Consider the following 20,686-nt stretch of genomic DNA (forward strand, 5'->3'; position numbering starts at 1 on the left):
GCTCGCAGTACCGCCGACGGTGTCATGGTCAGCGGACGACGACCACGTGCTCTCCGCGCGGGACGAACTCGCCGATCACCGCGGCGCCGGGCACCTCGCCGCCCAGCAGCAACCCGCCGGAGGTCTGCGCGTCGGCCAGGAGCAGCGCCTCGTCCTCGGACACGGCCGACAGGTCGGTGTGCGGCCGCACCCAGTCGAGGTTGCGCCGCGTCCCACCGGACACGAACCCCTCGGCCAGCGCCTCGCGCGCACCGGTCAGGTAGGGGACGGCGGCGGCGTCGACGACCGCGGTGACCCCGCTGGCCCGGGCCATCTTGTAGAGGTGGCCGAGCAGGCCGAAGCCGGTGACGTCGGTGCCGGCGCGGATCCCGGCGGCGACCGCGGCCCGACCGGCGTCGCGGTTGAGCGTGGTCATCGCCGCCACCGCCTCCTCCGACACCTCGCCGGTGGCCTTCATCCTGTTGTTGAGGACGCCGATCCCCAGCGGCTTGGTCAGCGACAGCGGCGTCCCGGCGACCGCGGCGGAGTTGGTGATGACCCGGTCGACGTCCACGACGCCGGTCACCGCCATGCCGTACTTCGGTTCGGGGTCGTCGATGGAGTGCCCACCGCCGACGTGGCAGCCGGCCTCCTGCGCGGCCTCCAGCCCGCCCCGCAGCACCTCCGCGGCGAGCTCGGCGGGCAGCACGTCCCGCGGCCAGCCCAGCAGGTTCACCGCGACGACGGGCGTGCCGCCCATGGCGTAGACGTCGGAGAGCGCGTTGGTCGCCGCGATCCGGCCGAAGGTGTACGCGTCGTCGACGACCGGGGTGAAGAAGTCGGTGGTGAGGACCAGCCCCTGCCCGCCGGCGATCCGGACGACGGCCGCGTCGTCGCCGTCGTCCAGGCCGATGACCAGCTCCGCGGCCGGGTCGACCGGGCCGGCCGCGGTCAGGCCGGCCACCACGGCCTCCAGCTCGCCGGGCGGGATCTTGCAGGCGCAGCCGCCGCCGTGCGCGTACCGGGTCAGCCGGACCTTCTCCTGCGCGGTCGTCACAGCCCCACCGTAAGCTCCGCAGCGGAGGCGTCAGGGCGCCTGGTGGCCCCCGCGGCCTCTAAAGCCGACGTGGCCGAGCACCTCGGTCAGGCGGGTTCGATTCCCGTCCGCCTCCGCCAGCTCGTCGTCCGGCCGGGGCGTCCCGTCCCCGGCCGGACGCCCGTGGACGACGACGTCCGAGGAGGCACCGGCGGTGGCACGCATCCCCCTGGTCTCGGGAGACGACCCGGACGCCGACCCCAGGGCCCGCGCCCTGCTGGCGATGGTCCGGGAGAGCCGCGGGCGCGAGGTGAACGTCTACCGGGGTATCGCGAACCACCCGGACATCCTCGAGGCGGTCCTGAAGCTGGGGCAGGTCGCCTACTTCGGCAACAGCCTGGACCCGGTGCAGCGGGAGCTGGCCTACTACACCTCCGCCGTCACCAACGAGTGCTTCTACTAGACGCCCACCCACGTGGTGCTCGGTCGGAGCGCCGGTATCAGTGACGAGCAGATGGCCCACGTCCTCGACGACCCGCTGCCCGAGGGGCTGTTCACCCCGGACCAGGCGGCGATCGTGGTCTTCTGCCGGAAGTCGACGCTCATGCAGCCCATCGACGACGCGACGTGGGCAGCGCTGCGCGAGCACTTCACCACGCAGCAGGTCCTGGAGATCACCTTCACCTGCGGGCTGAACCAGATGATCAGCCGGTTCCACGCCGCCGTCCGCACCGACGTCGACGCCGAGACGATGGACCAGCTGGGCACCTCCTGCCCCGTCCGGCTGCCGGACCTCCCGGCCGACGGTCCGGCGCCGGCCTGACCTCCCGGTCGGACGGGACGCCGCACCCCGGCGTGCCGGCGACCTACGCTCGGCCCCGATGAGCTCCCAGGCGACAGGCACCGACCCGCGGCGGCGCGTGCCCCGCACCGACACGCTGCTGGCCGATCCGCAGCTCGCCGCCGCCGCCGACCGGCTGGGCCGCGCCCTGGTCAAGGCCGCCGTGCAGGACGTCCAGCAGCGGGTCCGCACCGGCGCGCTCGCCCCCGCCGACGCCGTCCCCGCCGTCCTGGCCGCCCTGCGGACGACGGCCGGCAGCCTGCGCCCGGTGCTCAACGCGACCGGCGTCCTGGTGCACACCAACCTGGGCCGCGCACCGCTGTCCCCGGCCGCGGTGGAGGCGGTCGTCGCCGCCAGCGGCACCACCGACGTCGAGCTCGACCTGACCACCGGCCGGCGCGGTCCGCGGGGGGAGGCGGCGCTGGCCGCCCTGGTCGACGCCGTCCCGGCCGCGGAGGGGGCGCTCGTGGTCAACAACTGCGCCGCCGCGTTGGCGCTGGTGGCCACCGCGCTCGGCGGGGAGCTGGTCATCGCCCGCGGCGAGCTGGTCGAGATCGGCGACGGCTTCCGCATCCCCGAGCTGCTCGAGGCCACCGGGGCCCGGCTCCGCGAGGTGGGGACGACGAACCGGGTCGCGCTCCACGACTACCGCCGCGCGCTGTCCGAGCGCACCGGCGCGGTGCTCAAGGTCCACCCGTCGAACTTCGTCGTCCGCGGGTTCACGCGGGCGGTGCCGGTGGCCGAGCTCGCCGCGGGGCTGGCCGGCAGCGGGATCCCGCTCGTGGCCGACGTCGGCTCCGGGCTGCTGCGCCCGCACCCGGTGCTGCCCGAGGAGCCGGACCTGCAGACCACCCTCGCCGACGGCGCCGACCTGGTGCTGGCCAGCGGCGACAAGCTGCTCGGCGGGCCGCAGGCAGGGCTGGTGCTCGGCCGCGCCGACCTCGTGCAGCGGCTGCGGCGGCACCCGCTCTACCGGGCGTTCCGCGTCGACAAGACGACGCTGGCCGCGCTGGAGGCCACGCTGCGCGGCCCGCAGCCGCCGGTGCAGCAGATGCTCGCCGCGGACGTCGACGACCTGCGCCGCCGCGCTGCCGCGCTCGCCGCCCGGCTGACGGCGGCCGGGCTGGACGCGGTCGCGGTGGAGTCCGAGGCCCGCGTCGGCGGGGGAGGGGCGCCGGAGCACCCGCTGCCCAGCGCCGCGGTGTCGCTGCCCGCGGAGTTCGCGGTGCCGCTGCGCACCGGCACGCCCCCCGTGGTCGGGTACGTGGCGGGCGACCGCACCCTGCTCGACGTGCGCAGCCTGCCGCCGGCGGACGACGAGACGCTGGCGACCGCGGTGCTGGAGGTGGCCCGCCGGTGGACGTGACCGCTCCCGGCACGTCCGGGATGGACGTCATCGCGACTGCCGGCCACGTGGACCACGGCAAGTCGACGCTGGTCCGCGCGCTCACCGGCATGGAGCCCGACCGGTGGGAGGAGGAGCGCCGCCGCGGGCTGACCATCGACCTCGGCTTCGCCTGGACGACGCTGCCCTCGGGCCGCCGGCTCGCGGTCGTCGACGTGCCCGGCCACGAGCGCTTCGTGGGCAACATGCTCGCCGGGGTCGGCTCGGTGCCCGCCGCGCTGGTCGTGGTCGCGGCGGACGACGGGTGGTCGGCGCAGACCGCCGAGCACGTCGCCGTCCTCGACGCCCTCGGCGTGCGGCACGCGCTGCTCGCCGTCACCAAGGCCGACCTCGCCGACCCCGCGCCGGTGCTCGCCGACGTCCGGGAGCGGCTGGCCGCCACGTCCCTGGGGAGCGGGCCGACGGGTGAGGTGCCCGGGGTGGCGGTCAGCGCCGCCACCGGCGCGGGGGTGCCGGACGTCGTCGCCGCGCTCGAGTCGCTGCTCGCCGGGCTGCCCGCGCCGGACCGGGAGGCGCCGGTGCGGCTGTGGATCGACCGCGCCTTCCCGGTCAGGGGCGCCGGCACGGTGGTCACCGGCACGCTCGCCGCGGGGCGCGTCGCCACCGGGGACCGGCTGCAGCTCGGCGGCCGGGAGGTCGGCGTCCGCGGCGTGCACTCGCTGGGGCAGCCGGTCGAGCGGGCCGAGGCCACCGCCCGGGTGGCGCTCAACCTGCGCGGCATCGCCGTCGAGGAGCTGTCCCGCGGTGACGCCCTGCTCACGCCGGGGGCGTTCCGCGGCACCGCCGAGCTCGACGTCACCCTGGCCCGGGGCGGGTGGGCTGCCGGGGACGATGCCCGGCTGCCCGCCGAGGTCGTCGTGCACGTCGGCTCGGCCGCGGTCGGCGCGCGGCTGCGCCCCCTGGAGGGGACGGCGGTGCGGCTGCGGCTGGCCACGCCGCTGCCGCTGCGGGTCGGCGACCGGCTGCTGCTGCGCGACCCCGGCGCCCGCCGCGTGTGCGGTGCCGACGTCCGGGACGTCGACCCGCCGGAGCTGCGCCGCCGCGGAGCCGCCCGCCGGCGGGCCGAGGAGCTGGCCGCCCAGCCCGTCGGCACGGCCGGGGCCGCCGCCGAGCTGGCGCGGCGCCGGTTCGTCCGGGCTGCCGACTTCACCGCGATGGGCTGGCCGGTGCCCGAGCAGGCGGCGGCGGTGGGGCCCTGGCTGCTCGCGCCCGGGCTGGTCGACGAGCTGGCCGCGGCCCTGCCCGGGATCGTCGCCCGCTACCGCAAGCTGCGCCCGCTCGAGCCGGGCCCGCCGGTGGCCGTCGCCCGCCGGGCGCTGGAGCTGCCCGACGACGACCTGGTGCCGGCCGTCGTCCGCGAGCCGCTGGCCCTGCGCGAGGGCCGGGTGGTCGCCGCGACCGCCGGCCTGCCCGCCCGGGTGCAGCAGGCGGTCGACCGGATCCGGGCCACGCTGGCCGCCGATCCGTTCGCCGCGCCGGACGCCGACCAGCTCCGCGCCGCCGGGCTGGGGCCGCGCGAGCTGGCCGCGGCCGTGCGCGACGGGCAGCTGGTCAGGATCGCCGACGGCGTCTACCTCGCCCCCGGGATCGCCGAGCAGGCGCGGGCCCGGCTGGCCGCCGTCCCGGCGCCGTTCACGCTCAGCCAGGCCCGCTCGGCGTGGGGCACCAGCCGGCGGGTCGCCGTCCCGCTGATGGAGTGGCTGGACGCGCGCGGCGTCACCGAGCGGCTGCCCGACGACACCCGCCGGCTGCGGTGATGACGGCCCCCTTCAGGGGGTCCTCTCAGGCGCCGGCCTGGCGCAGGAACACCTCGCGCTCGTCGCTGGAGTCCGCAGCGGGGACGGGGGAGGTGTCGACACCCTCGACCGTGTCCTCCAGCCGCACGGGCTCGGGGAGGTGGCGGAACCGCTCGCGCTCGTCGGGCTCGGTCATGCCCGGAGGGTCCTCCTGCCGGGAGGCCGGGGCAAGGACACACTTGGCGGACGCCGAGAGTGCGTGCTCGGCGACCTACCGTGATGTGGTGATCGACTTCAGCAACGGTTCCGTCTTCAAGCTCAACCCCGCCTCCCCGCAGGAGCTCGGCCCCGAGGTGGCGCCGCTGCTCGTCCCGGGCGAGCAGGTCGTCGCCTGCTTCAAGGCGGTGCGCGACTTCGTCGTCTTCACCGACAAGCGGCTGATCGCCGTCAACGTCCAGGGCATGACCGGCCGCAAGAAGGACTTCACCTCGCTGCCGTACAGCAAGGTGCAGGCCTTCTCGATCGAGACCGCAGGCACCTTCGACCTCGACGCCGAGCTCGACCTGTGGTTCAGCGGGCTGGGCAAGGTCCGCCTGGAGTTCAAGGGGAGCGCCGACATCCGCGGCCTCGGGCAGATGATCGCGGGCTTCGTGCTCTGAGGACCTCCCCGCCGGTGCTCAGCCCCTGCTCACCCGGGTGAGCAGGGGCTGAGCTTCCGGGCTCTCAACGGGCCGCGGGCACCCAGCGGGCCGGGCGCTTCTCCCGGAACGCCGCGATGCCCTCCTGGCCCTCCTCGCCGGCGAAGAAGCGCGCCGAGAGCTCCAGCAGCTCCTCGGCCGAGCCGCGCAGCCCGCCGGCGCGCAGCAGCCGCTTGGTCTCGGCGAGCGCCGCCGGCGCCCCGGCGGCGAGCGCGGTCACCTGGGCGGCCACGGCGGTGTCGACCTCGTCGTCGGGCACGCAGAGGTCCACCAGGCCGCCGGCGGCCGCGGTCGCCGCGTCGAACACCTCGCCGGTCAGCATCAGCCGGTGCGCCGTGTGCGGCAGCATCCGAGGCAGGACGACGGCGGAGATGACCGCCGGCACGATGCCCAGCCGCACCTCGGAGAAGGCGAAGGTCGCCGAGGCCGCGGCGACGACGACGTCGCACGCGGCCGCCAGTCCCAGCCCGCCGGCCCGCGCCGGCCCGCGGAGGACGGCGACCACCGGCTTGGGCGAGCGCCACACGGTCTCCAACAGCTCGGGCAGCTCGCGCACCCCCTGGTCACCGGCCGCGCCGCCGGCCGCCTCGGTGAGGTCCATGCCCGAGCAGAAGACCCGGCCGGTGTGGTCGAGCACGACCACCCGCACCGCGTCGTCGGCCAGCGCGTCGGCCAGGGCCGTGCGCAGCCGGGCGCGCATGGCACGGGAGAGCGCGTTGCGGTTGGCGGGGGAGTCCAGCGTGAGGGTCGCGACCCCCCGGGACGTCGAGACCTGCAGCACGGTGTCGTCGCTCACGTCCGGCATCCTGCCCGGAGCGGCACACTGGACCCAGATGAACACCGTCCTGCCGCTGCTCGAGGCCCCGCCGCGGACTCTGCAGCTCCCCGACAGCGCCCGCGAGGGGCTCACCCGCACGCCCTTCGGGCTGTACGTGCACGTGCCCTTCTGCGCGACCCGCTGCGGCTACTGCGACTTCAACACCTACACCTCCGACGAGCTGGGGCCCGGCGCCACCCGCAGCGAGTACGCCGGCACCGCGATCGCCGAGCTGCGCCAGGCCGCCGAGACCCTGGGCCCGGACCTGCCGACGGTCACCACCGTCTTCGTCGGCGGCGGCACGCCCACGCTGCTGGCCGCCGACGACCTGGCCGCCGTCCTCGCCGCTGCCCGCGAGCTGTTCCCGGTCGCCGACGACGTCGAGGTCACCACCGAGGCCAACCCCGAGACCGTGACCCCGGCGTCCCTCGCCACCCTGCGCGCGGCCGGCTTCACCCGGGTCAGCCTCGGCATGCAGTCCGCGGCCGAGCACGTGCTCGCCGTCCTCGACCGGCGGCACACCCCCGGCCGCGCCGTCGAGGCGGCACGCGAGGCCCGCGCGGCCGGCTTCGAGCACGTCAACCTGGACCTGATCTACGGGACGCCGGGGGAGACCGACGCCGACTGGGCCGCCTCGCTCGAGGCCGTCCTCGCCGCCCCGGTGGACCACGTCAGCGCCTACGCCCTCATCGTCGAGGAGGGCACCCGCCTGGCCCGCCGCATCGACCGCGGCGAGCTGCCCGCGCCCGACGACGACGTCCTCGCCGACCGCTACGAGCAGGCCGACGCCACCCTGCGCGCCGCCGGCTTCGACTGGTACGAGGTCTCCAACTGGGCCCGCGACGAGGCCGCCCGCTGCCGGCACAACGAGCTGTACTGGGCCAACGCCAACTGGTGGGGCGTCGGGCCCGGCGCGCACAGCCACGTCGGCGGGCTGCGCTGGTGGAACGTCAAGCACCCGGCCGCGTACGCCGGCCGGCTGCTGCGCGGGGAGAGCCCGGTGCAGGACACCGAGCTGCTCGACGACGACGACCGCGCGCTGGAGACCGTGATGCTCGGCCTGCGGCTGCGCGAGGGGCTGCCGCTGACCGCGCTGTCGGAGGTCGGCCGGGCCCGCGCCGCCGACGCCGTCGCCCGCGGGCTGCTCGAGCCGGCCGCGCACGCCGCCGGCCGCGCCGTCCTCACCGACCGCGGCCGCCTGCTCGCCGACGCCCTGGTGCGCGACCTCACCGACTGAAGGACCTCCCTGCCCCCCACCGCTCGAACGCTCCCGGCGGGACCCTGCAGGGAGGCCGTTTCCCGTGGGATCTGACAGTTGTCAGGTCCCACTGGCGACGTCCCGCACTACTGCCGGCGGGGCCGTGACCAGCAGGCTCGTCGCGTGCCCCCTGACGCCGTCGCCCTCACCGACCTGACCGTCCGCCACGGCGACGTGCTCGCCGTCGACGGGCTCGACCTGCACGTCCGCCGCGGCGAGACCGTCGCGCTGCTCGGCCCCAACGGCGCGGGCAAGTCCACCACCGTCAGCGCCGTCCTCGGGCTGCTGCGCCCCGACGCGGGCACCGTCCGGGTGCTCGGCCGCGCCCCGGCCGACGCCGTCCGCGCGGGCTGCGTCGGCGCGATGCTCCAGCACGGCGGCCTGCCCGGCGAGGCGCGCGTCGGCGAGGTGCTGCACCTGGTCCGCTGCAGCTACCCGGACCCGTGGCCGCTGGAGGACCTGGTCGCCACCACCGGCATCGGCGGGCTGCTCGGCCGCGACGTCGACGCGCTCTCCGGCGGCCAGCGGCAGCGGGTGCTGCTGGCGCTCGCGCTGGCCGGTCAGCCGCCGCTGCTGCTGCTCGACGAGCCGACCTCGGCCATGGACGTCGAGGGTCGCCGCGCCTTCTGGACGACGATGCGCGACCTCGCCGCCTTCGGCACCACCGTGGTCTTCGCCACCCACCACCTCGAGGAGGCCGACGCGGTCGCCGACCGGGTCGTCGTCATGGCCGGGGGCCGGGTGGTCGCCGACGGACCCTCGGCGGCGGTCCGGTCGGCCGTCGCCGGGCGCACCGTCCGCTTCTCGGCCCCCGACGGCGCGGCCTTCGACCGCGTGCCCGGCGTCACCGGCGCCACCCGGCTGGGTGGCACGGTCGCCCTGGCCACCACCGACGTCGAGGCCACCCTGCGCGCGCTGCTCGCCGACGGGGTCGCGCTGACCGACCTCGAGGTCCGCGGCGCCAGCCTCGAGGACGCCGTCCTGTCCCTGGTGGGAGGCGTGCGGTGAGCCCGCTGTTCGTCTTCCAGCTGCGCCGGGTGGCGCGCAACCGGCAGTTCCTCTTCTTCACCGTGCTGCTGCCGGCGCTCTTCACGGTCTTCTTCACCCAGGTCTTCGCCGGGACGCCGGGCGGCGTCAGCCCCGAGCAGGCCACCGCCACGATGGTGGCGATGATGTCCTACGGCGCGATCGGCGCGGCCCTGGGCGCCACCGTCCGGCCCTCCTTCGACCGGGCGTCGGGCTGGCTGCGGCAGCTGCGCGTCACACCGGTGCCGCAGACCTCCGTGGTGGCCGTCGACGTCGCCGTCGGCATGCTGCTGACCCTGCCGCCGCTGGCCGTCGTCGCGCTGACCGGCCGGTTCGCAGGCGGCGTGCGGCTGGCACCCGGCGAGTGGGCCGGCCTGGTCGGCGTCCTGTGGCTGGGCTCGGCGGTGTTCGTCGCGCTCGGCCTGCTGCTCGGCTGGGCGCTGGAGGAGAAGGCCGCCGGCGGGGCGATCGGCATCGTCGGGACCGTGCTGGCCGCGCTCGGCGGCCTGTGGGTGCCGGTCGAGCTGTTCCCCTCCGGCCTGCGCGCGGTGGCACACGGCCTGCCCTCGTACTGGTACGCCGAGACCGGCCGTGCCGCCGCCGGGGGAGCGCTGCCGCCCGCGCCGGCCATCGCCGCGCTGGTCGGGTTCGCCGCGGTGTTCGGCGGGCTGGCCGTCCTCGTCGCGCGGCGTCGTCCGTTGACCGCCGTCGCGGGCTGATGGAGCTACGGTCGGGCGCCGTGGACCCCCGCCCCCGCTGGTACCGCGTCGGCTGGGCGCTGCCCTGGCTGCTGTTCCAGTTCTTCCCGGCCGCCGACCTGGTGACCACCGACCGGCCGCTCGCCGTCCGGCTGGTCGCCGGCTCCGGCCTGCTGGTCTTCACCGCCGTCTACCTCGACGTCTTCCGGCGGGCCTTCGACCGCTGCTGGAGCGGGTCGGTGCTGGGCCGGCTGGCCGTCGTGGCCGCGCTCGGCGTCGCGCTGGCCGTCTGGCTGGGGCCGTCGTGGGCCGGGCTGCTGATCTACGTGTCGGCGGCCTCGGCCGTGGCGCTGCCGACGCGGTGGGTGTGGCCGGCCGTCGTCGCGGCGGCCGCCGTCTGCGCGGGGGTGCTCGTCCTCCACGGCGAGTCCGGGCTGCTCGTCCTGCCCGTGCTCTGCCTGCTGACCGCCTTCGCGCTGCGCGGCACGCGGCACCTGGTCTCGGTGAACGGCGAGCTGGCCGAGGCGCGGGAGGAGCTGGCCCGCAACGCCGTCGCCGAGGAGCGGCTGCGCTTCGCCCGCGACCTGCACGACCTGCTCGGCCACAGCCTGTCGCTCATCGCGCTCAAGAGCGAGCTGGCCGGCCGCCTGGCCGAGGCCGACCCCGCGCGGGCGCGGGCGGAGATGGCCGACGTCGAGGCCGCGGCCCGCCGGGCGCTGGCGGAGGTCCGGGACGCGGTCAGCGGTTACCGGCAGGTCAGCTGCGGCCAGGCGCTGGCCGAGGCCCGCGCGGCGCTGGCGGGTGCCGGCATCGCCGTCCGGCTGCCGGCCCGGGTGCCGACGCTGCCGGGCCCGGTCGACGCGGCCCTGGGCTGGGTGGTCCGCGAGGCGACGACGAACGTGCTGCGGCACAGCGGCGCCCGCGCGGTGACCGTCACGCTCACCGAGGACGGCGGCGAGGCGGTGCTGACCGTCGCCGACGACGGCCGCGGTCCGGCCGACGACACCGAGCCCGGCTCCGGGCTCACCGGCCTGGCCGAGCGGGTGGGCGCGCTCGGTGGGGTCCTCACCGGCGGCGCGAGGCAGGACGGCGGCTACGAGCTGCGCGCGGTCCTGCCGCTGACGCCGGTGCCCGTCGGGGTGGCGCGGTGATCCGGGTGCTCGTCGCCGAGGACCAGTCGATGGTCCGCGGCGCGCTCCGGGCGCTGCTGGAGCTGGAGGAGGACATCACCGTCGTCGCGGAGGTCGGCCGCGGCGACGAGGTGCTCGCGGCGGCGCGGGAACACGTGCCCGACGTCGCGCTGCTCGACATCGAGATGCCGGGGCAGGACGGGATCGAGGCCGCGCGCGAGCTGGCCGCGCAGCTGCCGGGCGTGCGCGCCGTCGTCCTCACCACGTTCGGCCGGCCGGGCTTCCTGCGCCGTGCCATGGAGGTCGGCGCGGCCGGGTTCCTGGTGAAGGACGCACCCGTCGCCGAGCTGGCCCGCGCCATCCGCGCGGTCGTCGCCGGGGAGCGGGTGATCGACCGGGATCTCGCCGCCGCGGCGCTGGCGCTCGGCGCCACGCCGCTGTCCACCCGCGAGGCCGACGTGCTGCGTGAGGCCGCCGACGGCGCGACCGTCGCCGACATCGCCCGCAGGCTGTTCCTCTCGGAGGGGACGGTGCGCAACTACCTGTCCTCGGCGATCGGCAAGACCGGCGCGCGCACCCGCGTCGAGGCCGCCCGGGTGGCCGCCGACAAGGGCTGGCTGTAGCAGGCCCCCGTGCCCGACGGCCACCCACGAGTGGCGAGGACCGGGGCGGCCACCCTTCCGGGGCCCGCGCCGAGCGTGCGAGGCGTGGGGGGAAGGGGGGTCCTGCTACTGCTGGAGGTCGGGCAGCGGCCGCTGGGCGGGGATCGCCGCGGTCGTGGGGCCGGTCTGCTCGGCCGGGACCAGGGTGTCGAGGTCGAGGACCCGCACGTGGATCACGTTGCGCTGCTGCAGCGCGGCCCGCAGCGGGCGGTGCAGGCCGTCCTCGAGGTAGAGCTCGCCCCTCCACTGGACGGCGTGCGGGAACAGGTCGCCGTAGAAGGTGGAGTCGTCGGCGAGCAGGGTGTCCAGGGCCAGCTCGCGCTTGGTGGTGGTGAGGGTGTCCAGCCGGATCTGCCGCGGCGGGATCATCGCCCAGTCCCGTGTCGACAGCCCGTGGTCGGGATAGGGCCGGCCGTTCCGGACCGCCTTGAAGATCAGGGGACCGACCTCCGCTCTGCGCTGCCTGCTGCGGGCACTGGACCGCCGCCCACCCTAACGGGGGCCGTCTGCGGACGGCGCCGCCCGCCCTCGTCGGCTCCGGGACGCCGACGGCCGTCCCGACGTATGCTGATCTGGCACTCTGTCCGTGCGAGTGCCAGCGCCCGCGACCCGTCGTCCGGGCGCCGGGGGCTCCGGGAGGAGCGCCGCCCGACGCGTCGACCGGTACGGGGAGGTGTCACCGTGGCGCACGACGAACGCCGCCTGCAGGTCCTGCGGGCGATCGTCCAGGACTACGTCTCGACCAACGACCCGGTGGGCAGCAAGGCCCTCGCCGAGCGGCACGACCTGGGCGTCTCGCCGGCCACCATCCGCAACGACATGGCCGTGCTCGAGGAGCAGGGCTACATCACCCAGCCGCACACCAGCGCCGGCCGGGTGCCCACCGACAAGGGCTACCGGCTCTTCGTCGACCGGCTCTCGGCGCTCAAGCCGCTGTCGGTCGCGGAGAAGCGGGCGATCGAGCGGTTCCTCGACGGCGCGGTCGACCTGCACGACATCCTCAGCCGCACCGTGCGGCTGCTGGCCCAGCTGACCCACCAGGTCGCCGTCGTGCAGTACCCGACGCTCTCGCGCAGCGCCGTCCGCCACCTCGAGGTGGTGCAGGTGGCCACCGCCCGGCTGCTGCTGGTGCTCATCACCGACACCGGCCGGGTGGAGCAGCGGCTGGTCGACTGCCCGGTGGACGTCGACCGCGACGACGTCGCCGAGCTGCGCACGCTGCTCAACCAGACCTTCGCCGGGGCCAAGCTCGCCGACGCGGCCGCCCTGGTGCCCGACCTGCTGGAGACCGCGCCGCCGAACCTGCGCCGGCTGGTCGCCGCCATCGGCGCGGTCCTGGTCGAGACGTTGGTGGAGCCGGGGGACGACCGCCTGGTCGTCGGGGGGACGGCGAACCTCGCGCGGGTCGCGGTCGACTTCCCCGGCAGCCTGCGCCCGCTGCTGGAGGCGCTGGAAGAACAGGTCGTCGTGCTGCGGTTGATCAGCGAGGTGGACACCGGGGGAGCCGTGCTCGTGCGGATCGGCGAGGAGAACGCCCACGAGGCGCTCTCCGGTGCGTCGGTCGTGTCCGTGGGGTACGGCTCCGGTGACCGCGCCCTCGGTGGGTTGGGCATCGTCGGCCCCACCCGCATGGACTACCCGACCAACATGGCCGCGGTGCGTGCCGTGGCCCGCTACGTCGGCCAGATCCTGGCCGAGAGCTGAGGTAAGAGACTTCTCGATGGCAACCGACTACTACGGCGTGCTGGGCCTGGCCCGCGGAGCCTCCGACAGCGACATCAAGAAGGCCTACCGGCGGCTGGCCCGGGACCTGCACCCGGACGTCAACCCCGACCCGGGGGCCAAGGAGCGCTTCCAGGAGGTCAGCCGCGCCTACCAGGCCCTGACCGACCCGGAGAAGCGCCGCATCGTCGACCTCGGCGGCGACCCGTTCGACAACGGCGCGGGGGCCGGGGCCGGCGGGTTCAGCGGGGCCGGCTTCGGCGGGCTCGGCGACATCATGGACGCCTTCTTCGGCGGCGGGGCCACCACGCGCGGTCCGCGCAGCCGCGTCCGCGCCGGCGGCGACGCGCTCATCCGGCTGGACCTCGACCTCGACGAGACGGTGTTCGGCACCACCAAGGACATCACCGTCGACACCGCCGTCCTCTGCGACGCGTGCACCGGCGCCGGCACCGCGCCCGGCACCCACCCGACCACCTGCACCACCTGCTCGGGCCGCGGCGAGGTGCAGAGCGTGCAGCGCTCCTTCCTCGGCCAGGTCGTGGCCAGCCGCCCCTGCCCGACCTGCGCCGGCACCGGGCAGGTGATCCCCGAGCCCTGTCCCAAGTGCGGTGGCGACGGGCGGGTGCGGGCCCGGCGGACCATCCCGGTCAAGGTCCCGGCCGGCGTCGAGGACGGCATGCGCATCCGGCTCACCGGCCACGGCGAGGTCGGCCCCGGCGGCGGGCCCGCCGGCGACCTGTACGTGGAGATCGCCGAGCGGCCGCACGACGTCTTCACCCGGGACGGCGAGGACCTGCACTGCCGGGTCACCCTGCCGATGACCGCCGCCGCGCTCGGCACCACCCTCACCCTCGAGACCCTCGACGGCCGGGAGGAGGTCGACATCCGGCCGGGCACCCAGTCGGGCAGCGTGCTCACCCTGCGCGCCAAGGGCGCTCCGCGGCTGCGCGCCACCGGCCGCGGCAACCTGATGGTGCACGTGGAGGTCGAGACGCCGACCCGCCTGGACGCCGAGCAGGAGAAGCTGCTGCGCGAGCTGGCCTCGCTGCGCGGCGAGGACCGCCCGGCGGCCGCTGGTGCCGAGGGCCACGGCGGGCTCTTCTCCCGGCTGTTCAAGTGAGTTCCGTCCCCACCGACGACCGGCTGCCCGAACGCGACGGGGCACCCCTGTTCCTGCTCGACGAGCTGCCCGACACCGCCGACCTGCTGGTCGACGGCGCCGAGGGCCGGCACGCCGTCGACGTGCTGCGGCTGACGCCGGGCGAGCGGGTGCGCGTCGGTGACGGGCGCGGCACCGTCGCCGAGGGCGAGGTGGTCGCGGCCGGGCCGCAGGGGCTGCGGGTGCAGGTCTCGGCCCGCCACGAGGTGCCGCCGCCGGCCCTGGAGCTGGTGCTCGTGCAGGCGCTGCCGAAGGGCGAGCGCGGGCCGCTGGCCGTCGAGCTGGCCACCGAGCTCGGCGTCGACCGGATCGTGCCGTGGGCGGCCTCCCGCTGCGTGACGCGCTGGCGGGAGGACCGCGCGGCCAAGGGCGTCGCCAGGTGGCGCGCGGCGGCGCGGGCGGCCAGCAAGCAGTCCCGCCGTCCACGCGTGCCCGAGGTGACCGACGTGCTGACCACCCGCCAGGTGTGCGGGGCGCTGGCCGACGTCGACCTGGCGCTGGTGCTGCACGAGCAGGCCCGCCACCCGATGGCGCGCGTCGACCTGCCGCGGTCGGGCTCGATCGCGGTCATCGTCGGTCCCGAGGGCGGGCTCAGCGACGGCGAGGTGGTCGCGCTGACCGCCGCCGGCGCGCGCCCGGTGCGGCTCGGTCCGGAGGTGCTGCGCACCTCGACCGCCGGCGCCGCCGCCCTCGCCGCGCTCTCGGTCCGCACCCGCTGGGCGTGACGGCACCTCCGCGATGACCAGGTGAGCTGATCGTCGCGGGTCCTGGCTCACCACCGGTCGCGAGCCAGGACCTGCGACGGTGAGCCAGGACGGCCAGGGATGTCGGCCGGGCATGACAGCGCTCAGCGGAGGGCGGCGCGGGCGCGGTCGCTGACCACGTCGACCGCCCAGGTCAGGACGACGACCGCGGCGAGCACCGTCGTCCCCGCGGCCCAGTCGAAGGTCGCCAGCTCCGAGGCCAGCAGCGCACCGAGGCCGCCGGCGCCCAGCAGCCCGACCAGCACCGTGTCGCGGACGGCCACCTCCCACCGGCACAGCGCGTGGACCAGCACCGGCCCGGCCGCCCGCGGCAGCACCCCGTACAGCCACGCCCCCGCCGGCCGGGCGCCCAGCGCGGTGAGCGCCGCCCGAGGCCGCGGGTCGAGCTCCTCGGTGGCCTCCGCCGCCAGCCGGCCCAGCACCCCCAGCGTGTGGACGCCGAGCGCCAGCGCGCCGGGCAGCACCCCGGGCAGCAGCACGAAGAGCAGCACGAGCGCCCACACCGGCGGCGGCACCGCGCGCAGCAGGAGCAGCCCGCCGCGCACCAGCGCCCCCGCGACCCGCCGTCCGGGGGACGACCTGCCCGCCGGCCGCGCCGCCGGACCGGCCAGCAGCACCGTGCCCAGCAGCGCGACCGCGATCGCGACCACCGACATCTGCACCGTGTCCACCGCGAGCACGCCGAGGCTGCGCAGCAGGTCCCCGTCGGTCGCCGGGGGCCAGGCCGCGCCCAGCAGGTGGCGCAGCTGCGTGACCGTGCGCTCCGACACCAGCGACGCCGGCGACAGCGCCAGGTACCAGCACGACCACCCGACCAGGACGACGGTGCCGACGACCGCCGCGGTGAGCACCGGGTCCCGGCGGGCGGACGCCGGCGGCGCGGCCACCCGCCGGCGCAGCGCCCGCCCGGCGACGTCGGCGACCAGGCAGAGCAGCGACAGCGCGTAGACCGCGCTCCACACCTGCTCCCAGCGCAGCGACGCGAACGACAGCGCCAGCTGGTAGCCCAGCCCGCCGGCGCCGACCATCCCGAGGACGACGGCCGACCGGACGGCGCACTCCAGCCGGTAGAGGGCGTAGGACAGCAGCCCGCCCGCGGCCGGCGGCAGCAGCCCGTAGAGCGCGGCCGCCGTCCGCCCGGCCCCGGCCGCCCGCAGCGCCCGGTACGCCCCGCGCGGCACCTCGTCGACCAGGTCGGCGAACACCTTGGCGGATCCCGCGCCGTAGGGGATCCCGATGGCCAGCACGCCCACCCACGGGTCCAGGCCGAGCACGTTGACCAGCAGCAGGCCCCACACCGCCTCGTGCAGACCGCGCGGGACGGCGAGCACGCCGCGGGCGGCCAGCCAGCCGGCGCGGCGCCGTCCCCACGTGGTGCGGGCGACCAGCGGCGCCCCGACCGCGCCCAGCAGCAGCGCCAGCGCGGTGCCGGCCGCGGCGTAGGCGACGGTGACCAGCGCCGACCGGGCGAGCAGACCGAGGAACGCCGCGTCGGCCGCCGGGTCCAGCGCCGCGGCGGCGAACCGGCCGAACTGCGCCGACCCGCCGGGGTTGAGCACGTCGCCGCTGAACAACCCGGCGCCCGCCAGCGACCAGGCCACCACCACCGCAGCACCCAGGCCCCAGGCCCACCGGCGCCGGTCGCGACGCAGCGGAGGGGCGGTCGGCCGGGTCGGGTGGTCGGCGGTCAGCGTCACGGCGCTTCCTCGCTGGCGCTCGTCAGCGCCGTGCCGGAGCGCGCTCCACCAGCGCGTGACCTCGCGAGCTCGGTCACGTGGTCACCCCGTAGAACTCCGCGAGGTCGGCGTCCGACAGCGTGGCGACCGGCCGGTCGAGCACGACCCGGCCCTCGGCGAGGCCGACCACCCGGTCGCAGTGCCGGCGCACCAGCCCGGGGTCGTGCAGCGCCGCGACCAGCGCGCCGCCCCGGGCCGGCGCCAGCTCGCCGAGCAACGTCAGCGCCCGGTCGGCGAGCACCGGGTCGAGGGCGGACGCCGGCTCGTCGGCCAGCACGAGGTCCGGCTGCTGCACCAGCAGTCGCGCGATGGCCACCCGCTGCCGCTGGCCACCGGAGAGCCGCTCGGTGCGCTCGAAGGCGCGGTCGGCCAGGCCCACCCGGTCCAGCGCGGCCAGCGCCTCGGGCAGGCCCTGCGGGCGCACCAGCGACCAGGCCGCCCGGGCCCCCGACCAGTCCGCCAGCCGGCCGGCGTTGACGTTGTGCACCACGCGCAGCCGGCCGACCAGCTCCAGCGACTGGTGCACCGTGCCCACCCGCGCCCACAGCCGGCGCCGGTCCCGCGCGGACAGCCCCGCGGGGTCGGCGCCGAGCACCCGCACGGTCCCGGCGCTGGGCGGCACCGAGCCGTTGGCCAGTGCGAGCAGCGTGGACTTGCCCGCCCCGGAGGCGCCGACGAGGGCGACCCGCTCGCCGGGACCGACCTCGAGGTCGACCCCGGCCAGCGCCGTCGTCCCGCCGTACCGGACCGTGACGTCGTCCAGCCGCAGGACGGCGGTCAGCTGACCAGCCCCAGGTCGCGGCCGATCTCCTCGATCCGGTCGTAGTGCGACGAACGCGCCGGCACGAACGCGCCCGCACCGAAGAGCTCCAGCACCGGGTCGCCGGGCGGCAGGCCGGTGAAGAGGTCCCGCAGCCGGTCGGCGAGGTCGGGGACGCCGGTCCGCTCGGCGGCCTGCGGGCCGAGCAGCCAGTGGTAGTCGTGGTACGGCGGGCTCTCGGCGTAGCGCACGACCGCCGGGTCGACCGCGCCCTGCTCGCTGCGGGAGCGCCAGACCTGGGAGTTGAGCACCCCGGCCTGGTAGCTGCCGGAGGCGACCAGCGCCAGCGTCGCGTCGTGCGAGCCGGAGAAGCCGGGGCCGCCGGGGAAGCCCTGCGGGTCGACGCCGGCCTCGCGGAGGAACCACGCGGGCATCAGCCGGCCCGACGTCGAGGTCTCGCTGCCGTAGGTGAAGCGCAGCGGGGCCAGCGCGGTCAGCTCGCCGGACGGCGCGAGCCCGGTGGCGGCGTTGACCACGAACACCGAGGTGAAGGCCTGGTCGATGTCGCGCTGGGCGATCGGCTCGGCGCCGGGGGTCTGCAGCCGGGCCTGGACGCCGGTGAGCCCGCCGAACCAGACCAGGTCGAGGTCGCCGGTGCGGAAGAGGGAGACGGCCGCGGCGTAGTCGGTGACCGGCGTGTACTCGACCTCGAGGTCGAGCGCCGCGGACACCGCGTCGGCGACGGTGCCGTACAGGCGCTGCAGGACCTCGGGGTCCTGGTCGGGGATGGCGCCGACGTGCAGCGGACCCGACGGGGCCGAGGCGGCGGAGCGGCCGCACCCGGTCACCGCGGCGGCGAGGGCGACGCCGGCGCCGGCCAGCAGGCTGCGGCGGGAGAGCGGGGGGAGCAGGGCATCGGGGCCACCCGACCGGGCGGCGCGGCGGGTGCTCACTACGTCCGCGCGTGGGGGACGGGGACGGGCACGGGACACCTCCGGCGGGAGAGGAACGGGTGCCCGCCATCCTGACCGACGCCGCGTCGGCCTGCCCCACAGGGCGTGGCCGGGCCCCCTCGCCGGCCCCCTTCGCCGGGGCCCGCGCCGAGCTCGCGGGCCGTGGGGGGCGAGGGGGTCCTTATAGGGTCGAGGACGTGACCGACTGCCTGTTCTGCCGCATGGTCGCCGGCGAGATCCCGGCCGACGTCGTGCACGAGACCGACCGGACGCTGGCCTTCCGGGACATCAACCCGCAGGCGCCCACCCACGTGCTGGTCGTGCCCAAGGAGCACCACCCGACCGTGGCCGCGCTGGCGCACGCCGACCCCGACCTGCTGGGCGCCGTCGTCCGCACGGCCGAGGCGGTCGCCCTCCAGGAGGGTCTGGCCACCGCGGACGGCGTCGAGCCCGGCTACCGCGTCGTCACCAACACCGGCCCCGCGGCCGGGCAGACCGTGCCGCACGTGCACCTGCACGTGCTGGGCGGCCGCGACCTGCGCTGGCCGCCCGGCTGAGTCCCGCCTCGGCGCGGGTCGCGCCGGAGCGGGGCCGGGTCCCCGGGCGTGCGGGCCCGCCCCCGTCAGGCCTGCCCGAGCCCGGTGACGCTCAGTTCGACGAACTCACCGTTGCGGCGGGAGTTGCCGCGCAGCCCCCGCCCGGCGATCCGGGTGATGATGCGGGTGCGGTCGGCGCGGAAGAGGTCCCCGGAGAACTCGAAGGGCGCCCCCTCGCTGTCGTAGGTCGTCCGGGAGATGCTGAGCAGCGGCGCGCCGGTCTCGACCGACAGGAGTGCCGCCTCGTCATCGGTGGCGTGGACGACCTCGATGAGCTCCTCGGCGTCGGCAGGAGTCGTGTCGAACTCCTGCTCGAGCAGCTCGTACAGCGAACCGCCCAGGGGCATCTCGAGCAGCCCGGGGAAGCGGTCGGCGGGGAAGCGCGCGTGGTCCAGGGAGATCGGCGTCCCGTCGGCCAGCCGGATCCGGCGGATGTCGACCACCAGGGAGTCCGGCTTCAACTGCAGGGCCGAGCACGTCTGGTGGTCGGCGACGGTCATCCCGGTCGACAGGACGCGGGTCCCGGCGACGTAGCCCTGCCGGGCCAGGTAGGCCGGGACGCCGGCGATCCGGCTCAGGTCGCGCTCCACCTTGGCGTGGTTGACGAACGTGCCGCCGCCGCGTCCCGGCACGCGTCGCACCAGACCGGCCTCCTGCAGCGCGGCGAGGACCTGTCGCAGCGTCGCCCGGCTGACGCCGTAGTGCTCGGCGAGCTCCCGCTCACTCCCCAGCCGCGACCCGGGCGCCAGGGTGCCGGACCCCATCTCGGCGAGCATCCTGCGCTGCAGGTTCTCGGCCACCGCCTGCTCCATCGCCACGACAGCCCCTGCGCCTTCCCCCGTGAGTACCGGTGTTCCCACGTACCCCGCTGACGACGAGCGTATCGACGCAGGGCCCCGTCCAGGTCACATCTCCTGCAGCGCCATCAACGACTCCGGCAGGACCTGCCCGCCGTCGACGACGATCGACTGGCCGGTGATGTACTCGGCCTCGTCGGTGGCGAGGAACAGCGCCGCGTGCGCGATGTCGTCGACGTGCCCGAGGCGACCCTGGGGGACCGTCGCGGCCATCTGCTGCAGGTAGTCCTCGCCGAGGTCGTCCAGCCCCTCGGTGCGGATGTTCCCCGGCAGGACCGCGTTGATCGTGATCCGCCGTCCCGCCAGCTCCATGGCCGCGGAGCGGATGAACCCGAGCTGGGCGGCCTTGCTCGCGCCGTAGTGCGACCAACCCGGGTACCCCGTCATCGGGCCGGTGATCGAGGAGACGACCACGATGCGGCCGTGACCGCTCTCCTGCAGCGGGGGGAGGCACGCCTGCACCGCGTACACCATCCCCTTGAAGTTCGTGGCGAGGACGTCCTCGAGGTCCTCCGGCGTCATCGCCTCGAGTCGCGCGGAGGGGAAGATCCCCGCGTTCGCGCAGAGCACGTCCACGCCGCCGTACCGCTCGACGGCGGTCCGCACCATCTCCTGGCAGCCCTGGACGTCGGCGACGTCGGCCTGCAGCCCGGAGACCTCCCCGGGCAACGCGGCCATCTCCTTGACCGCCGCGTCCAGGGCCTCCGCGCCCCGCCCGACGATCAGCACGTTGGCGCCCGCGGACGCGAAGACCCTCGCGATGCCGCGGCCGATGCCCTTGCTCCCCCCGGTCACGACGACGGACCGACCCGAGACTGGTGTGAACACGACGACTCCGTTCTCTCAGAGG

At 76.4% G+C, this 20,686-nt stretch carries 23 protein-coding genes and 1 tRNA gene; 15 read left to right on the plus strand and 9 right to left on the minus strand.

All coding sequences use genetic code 11. From position 1 onward, the window contains the following. Positions 1-28: 28 nt before the first annotated feature. Positions 29-1,036, minus strand: coding sequence for a selenide, water dikinase SelD (gene selD, locus BLS21_RS15440; protein WP_091220094.1), 1,008 nt, complete (start codon positions 1,034-1,036; stop codon positions 29-31). Between the two features lie 23 nt (positions 1,037-1,059). Here selD and BLS21_RS25195 point away from each other — a divergent pair. The 5 genes from BLS21_RS25195 (at position 1,060) to selB (ending at position 5,018) form a co-directional block, all read left to right on the plus strand. Beyond that, a tRNA-OTHER gene (locus tag BLS21_RS25195) sits at positions 1,060-1,155 on the plus strand. Positions 1,156-1,229: 74 nt separating this feature from the next. Then, positions 1,230-1,478, plus strand: coding sequence for a carboxymuconolactone decarboxylase family protein (locus BLS21_RS15445; RefSeq protein ID WP_091220097.1), 249 nt, complete (start codon positions 1,230-1,232; stop codon positions 1,476-1,478). Positions 1,479-1,490: 12 nt separating this feature from the next. Then, on the plus strand, positions 1,491-1,838 hold the full coding sequence (locus tag BLS21_RS15450; protein WP_139177158.1) for a carboxymuconolactone decarboxylase family protein: 348 nt from the start codon (positions 1,491-1,493) through the stop codon (positions 1,836-1,838). A 58-nt stretch (positions 1,839-1,896) separates the two neighbouring features. Further along, a complete protein-coding gene (selA, locus tag BLS21_RS15455) occupies positions 1,897-3,222 on the plus strand; it encodes an L-seryl-tRNA(Sec) selenium transferase (protein WP_091220101.1) in 1,326 nt (441 codons plus the stop codon). Beyond that, positions 3,213-5,018: a selenocysteine-specific translation elongation factor gene (gene selB / locus BLS21_RS15460; RefSeq protein ID WP_245700465.1), complete on the plus strand. Its 1,806-nt coding sequence runs from the start codon at positions 3,213-3,215 to the stop codon at positions 5,016-5,018. Before selA ends, selB begins: the two co-directional genes overlap by 10 nt. A 25-nt stretch (positions 5,019-5,043) precedes the next feature. On the opposite strand, the gene BLS21_RS25200 is transcribed toward selB, so the two are convergent. Next, on the minus strand, positions 5,044-5,193 hold the full coding sequence (locus BLS21_RS25200) for a hypothetical protein (protein WP_175479582.1): 150 nt from the start codon (positions 5,191-5,193) through the stop codon (positions 5,044-5,046). An 88-nt stretch (positions 5,194-5,281) separates the two neighbouring features. On the opposite strand from BLS21_RS25200, the gene BLS21_RS15465 reads away from it, so the two are divergent. Further along, the gene (locus BLS21_RS15465; protein ID WP_091220756.1) at positions 5,282-5,656 is read left to right on the plus strand and encodes a PH domain-containing protein; all 375 of its coding nucleotides are present in this window, start codon (positions 5,282-5,284) and stop codon (positions 5,654-5,656) included. Between the two features lie 64 nt (positions 5,657-5,720). On the opposite strand, the gene BLS21_RS15470 is transcribed toward BLS21_RS15465, so the two are convergent. Continuing rightward, positions 5,721-6,491, minus strand: coding sequence for an enoyl-CoA hydratase-related protein (locus tag BLS21_RS15470; RefSeq protein WP_091220102.1), 771 nt, complete (start codon positions 6,489-6,491; stop codon positions 5,721-5,723). A gap of 37 nt (positions 6,492-6,528) precedes the next feature. Between BLS21_RS15470 and hemW the strand changes: the two genes are divergently transcribed. The 5 genes from hemW to BLS21_RS15495 all read left to right on the plus strand — a co-directional run bounded on the left by hemW (position 6,529) and on the right by BLS21_RS15495 (position 11,247). After that, positions 6,529-7,749 (plus strand): radical SAM family heme chaperone HemW, encoded by a 1,221-nt coding sequence (gene hemW, locus BLS21_RS15475; protein WP_091220759.1) that lies wholly within the window; start codon positions 6,529-6,531, stop codon positions 7,747-7,749. A 144-nt stretch (positions 7,750-7,893) separates the two neighbouring features. Then, positions 7,894-8,778, plus strand: a complete 885-nt coding sequence (locus BLS21_RS15480; RefSeq protein WP_091220104.1) for an ABC transporter ATP-binding protein — start codon at positions 7,894-7,896, stop codon at positions 8,776-8,778. After that, positions 8,775-9,515 (plus strand): ABC transporter permease, encoded by a 741-nt coding sequence (locus BLS21_RS15485; RefSeq protein ID WP_091220107.1) that lies wholly within the window; start codon positions 8,775-8,777, stop codon positions 9,513-9,515. Before BLS21_RS15480 ends, BLS21_RS15485 begins: the two co-directional genes overlap by 4 nt. Before the next feature lie 20 nt (positions 9,516-9,535). Beyond that, positions 9,536-10,645: a sensor histidine kinase gene (locus BLS21_RS15490; protein ID WP_091220109.1), complete on the plus strand. Its 1,110-nt coding sequence runs from the start codon at positions 9,536-9,538 to the stop codon at positions 10,643-10,645. Further along, entirely contained in the window at positions 10,642-11,247 is a 606-nt protein-coding gene (locus BLS21_RS15495; RefSeq protein ID WP_091220113.1) for a response regulator transcription factor, read from the plus strand. Before BLS21_RS15490 ends, BLS21_RS15495 begins: the two co-directional genes overlap by 4 nt. A gap of 105 nt (positions 11,248-11,352) precedes the next feature. On the opposite strand, the gene BLS21_RS15500 is transcribed toward BLS21_RS15495, so the two are convergent. Next, positions 11,353-11,724 (minus strand): type II toxin-antitoxin system VapB family antitoxin, encoded by a 372-nt coding sequence (locus tag BLS21_RS15500; RefSeq protein ID WP_091220115.1) that lies wholly within the window; start codon positions 11,722-11,724, stop codon positions 11,353-11,355. Between the two features lie 243 nt (positions 11,725-11,967). Between BLS21_RS15500 and hrcA the strand changes: the two genes are divergently transcribed. From hrcA to BLS21_RS15515, 3 genes are read left to right on the plus strand one after another with little or no spacing between them, the layout of a single operon-like run. After that, entirely contained in the window at positions 11,968-12,990 is a 1,023-nt protein-coding gene (gene hrcA, locus BLS21_RS15505) for a heat-inducible transcriptional repressor HrcA (protein ID WP_091220118.1), read from the plus strand. A 16-nt stretch (positions 12,991-13,006) separates the two neighbouring features. Continuing rightward, positions 13,007-14,131, plus strand: a complete 1,125-nt coding sequence (dnaJ, locus tag BLS21_RS15510; protein ID WP_091220123.1) for a molecular chaperone DnaJ — start codon at positions 13,007-13,009, stop codon at positions 14,129-14,131. Then, complete coding sequence (locus tag BLS21_RS15515) at positions 14,128-14,895, plus strand: 16S rRNA (uracil(1498)-N(3))-methyltransferase (protein WP_091220125.1); 768 nt, start codon at positions 14,128-14,130, stop codon at positions 14,893-14,895. Before dnaJ ends, BLS21_RS15515 begins: the two co-directional genes overlap by 4 nt. 122 nt (positions 14,896-15,017) lie before the next feature. Here BLS21_RS15515 and BLS21_RS15520 read toward each other — a convergent pair whose 3' ends face one another. The 3 genes from BLS21_RS15520 to BLS21_RS15530 form a co-directional block, all read right to left on the minus strand. Next, positions 15,018-16,631 (minus strand): PhnE/PtxC family ABC transporter permease, encoded by a 1,614-nt coding sequence (locus BLS21_RS15520; protein WP_245700466.1) that lies wholly within the window; start codon positions 16,629-16,631, stop codon positions 15,018-15,020. Positions 16,632-16,704: 73 nt separating this feature from the next. Then, positions 16,705-17,451, minus strand: coding sequence for a phosphonate ABC transporter ATP-binding protein (locus BLS21_RS15525; protein WP_091220765.1), 747 nt, complete (start codon positions 17,449-17,451; stop codon positions 16,705-16,707). Continuing rightward, on the minus strand, positions 17,448-18,383 hold the full coding sequence (locus BLS21_RS15530; RefSeq protein ID WP_091220127.1) for a putative selenate ABC transporter substrate-binding protein: 936 nt from the start codon (positions 18,381-18,383) through the stop codon (positions 17,448-17,450). The genes BLS21_RS15525 and BLS21_RS15530 overlap by 4 nt, the downstream gene beginning before the upstream one ends. Before the next feature lie 197 nt (positions 18,384-18,580). Between BLS21_RS15530 and BLS21_RS15535 the strand changes: the two genes are divergently transcribed. Next, positions 18,581-18,940, plus strand: a complete 360-nt coding sequence (locus BLS21_RS15535; protein WP_175479584.1) for a histidine triad nucleotide-binding protein — start codon at positions 18,581-18,583, stop codon at positions 18,938-18,940. Between the two features lie 65 nt (positions 18,941-19,005). Here BLS21_RS15535 and BLS21_RS15540 read toward each other — a convergent pair whose 3' ends face one another. Together BLS21_RS15540 and fabG are read right to left on the minus strand one after the other, a co-directional pair. Beyond that, positions 19,006-19,791 carry a GntR family transcriptional regulator gene (locus BLS21_RS15540; RefSeq protein WP_091220770.1) on the minus strand — a complete coding sequence of 262 codons (786 nt, stop codon included), beginning with the start codon at positions 19,789-19,791 and terminating at the stop codon, positions 19,006-19,008. Positions 19,792-19,884: 93 nt separating this feature from the next. Then, positions 19,885-20,664: a 3-oxoacyl-ACP reductase FabG gene (gene fabG / locus BLS21_RS15545; protein WP_091220130.1), complete on the minus strand. Its 780-nt coding sequence runs from the start codon at positions 20,662-20,664 to the stop codon at positions 19,885-19,887. Positions 20,665-20,686 lie beyond the last annotated feature (22 nt).

Source organism: Geodermatophilus siccatus, assembly GCF_900103785.1.
Lineage (GTDB): Bacteria > Actinomycetota > Actinomycetes > Mycobacteriales > Geodermatophilaceae > Geodermatophilus > Geodermatophilus siccatus.

Bases quoted from the DNA above. Each gene is read 5' to 3' on its own strand.
- BLS21_RS25200 (WP_175479582.1), bottom strand. From the start codon at position 5,193: ATGACCGAGCCCGACGAGCGCGAGCGGTTCCGCCACCTCCCCGAGCCC.
- dnaJ (WP_091220123.1), top strand. From the start codon at position 13,007: ATGGCAACCGACTACTACGGCGTGCTGGGCCTGGCCCGCGGAGCCTCC.
- BLS21_RS15540 (WP_091220770.1), bottom strand. From the start codon at position 19,791: ATGGAGCAGGCGGTGGCCGAGAACCTGCAGCGCAGGATGCTCGCCGAG.
- selA (WP_091220101.1), top strand. From the start codon at position 1,897: ATGAGCTCCCAGGCGACAGGCACCGACCCGCGGCGGCGCGTGCCCCGC.
- hemW (WP_091220759.1), top strand. From the start codon at position 6,529: ATGAACACCGTCCTGCCGCTGCTCGAGGCCCCGCCGCGGACTCTGCAG.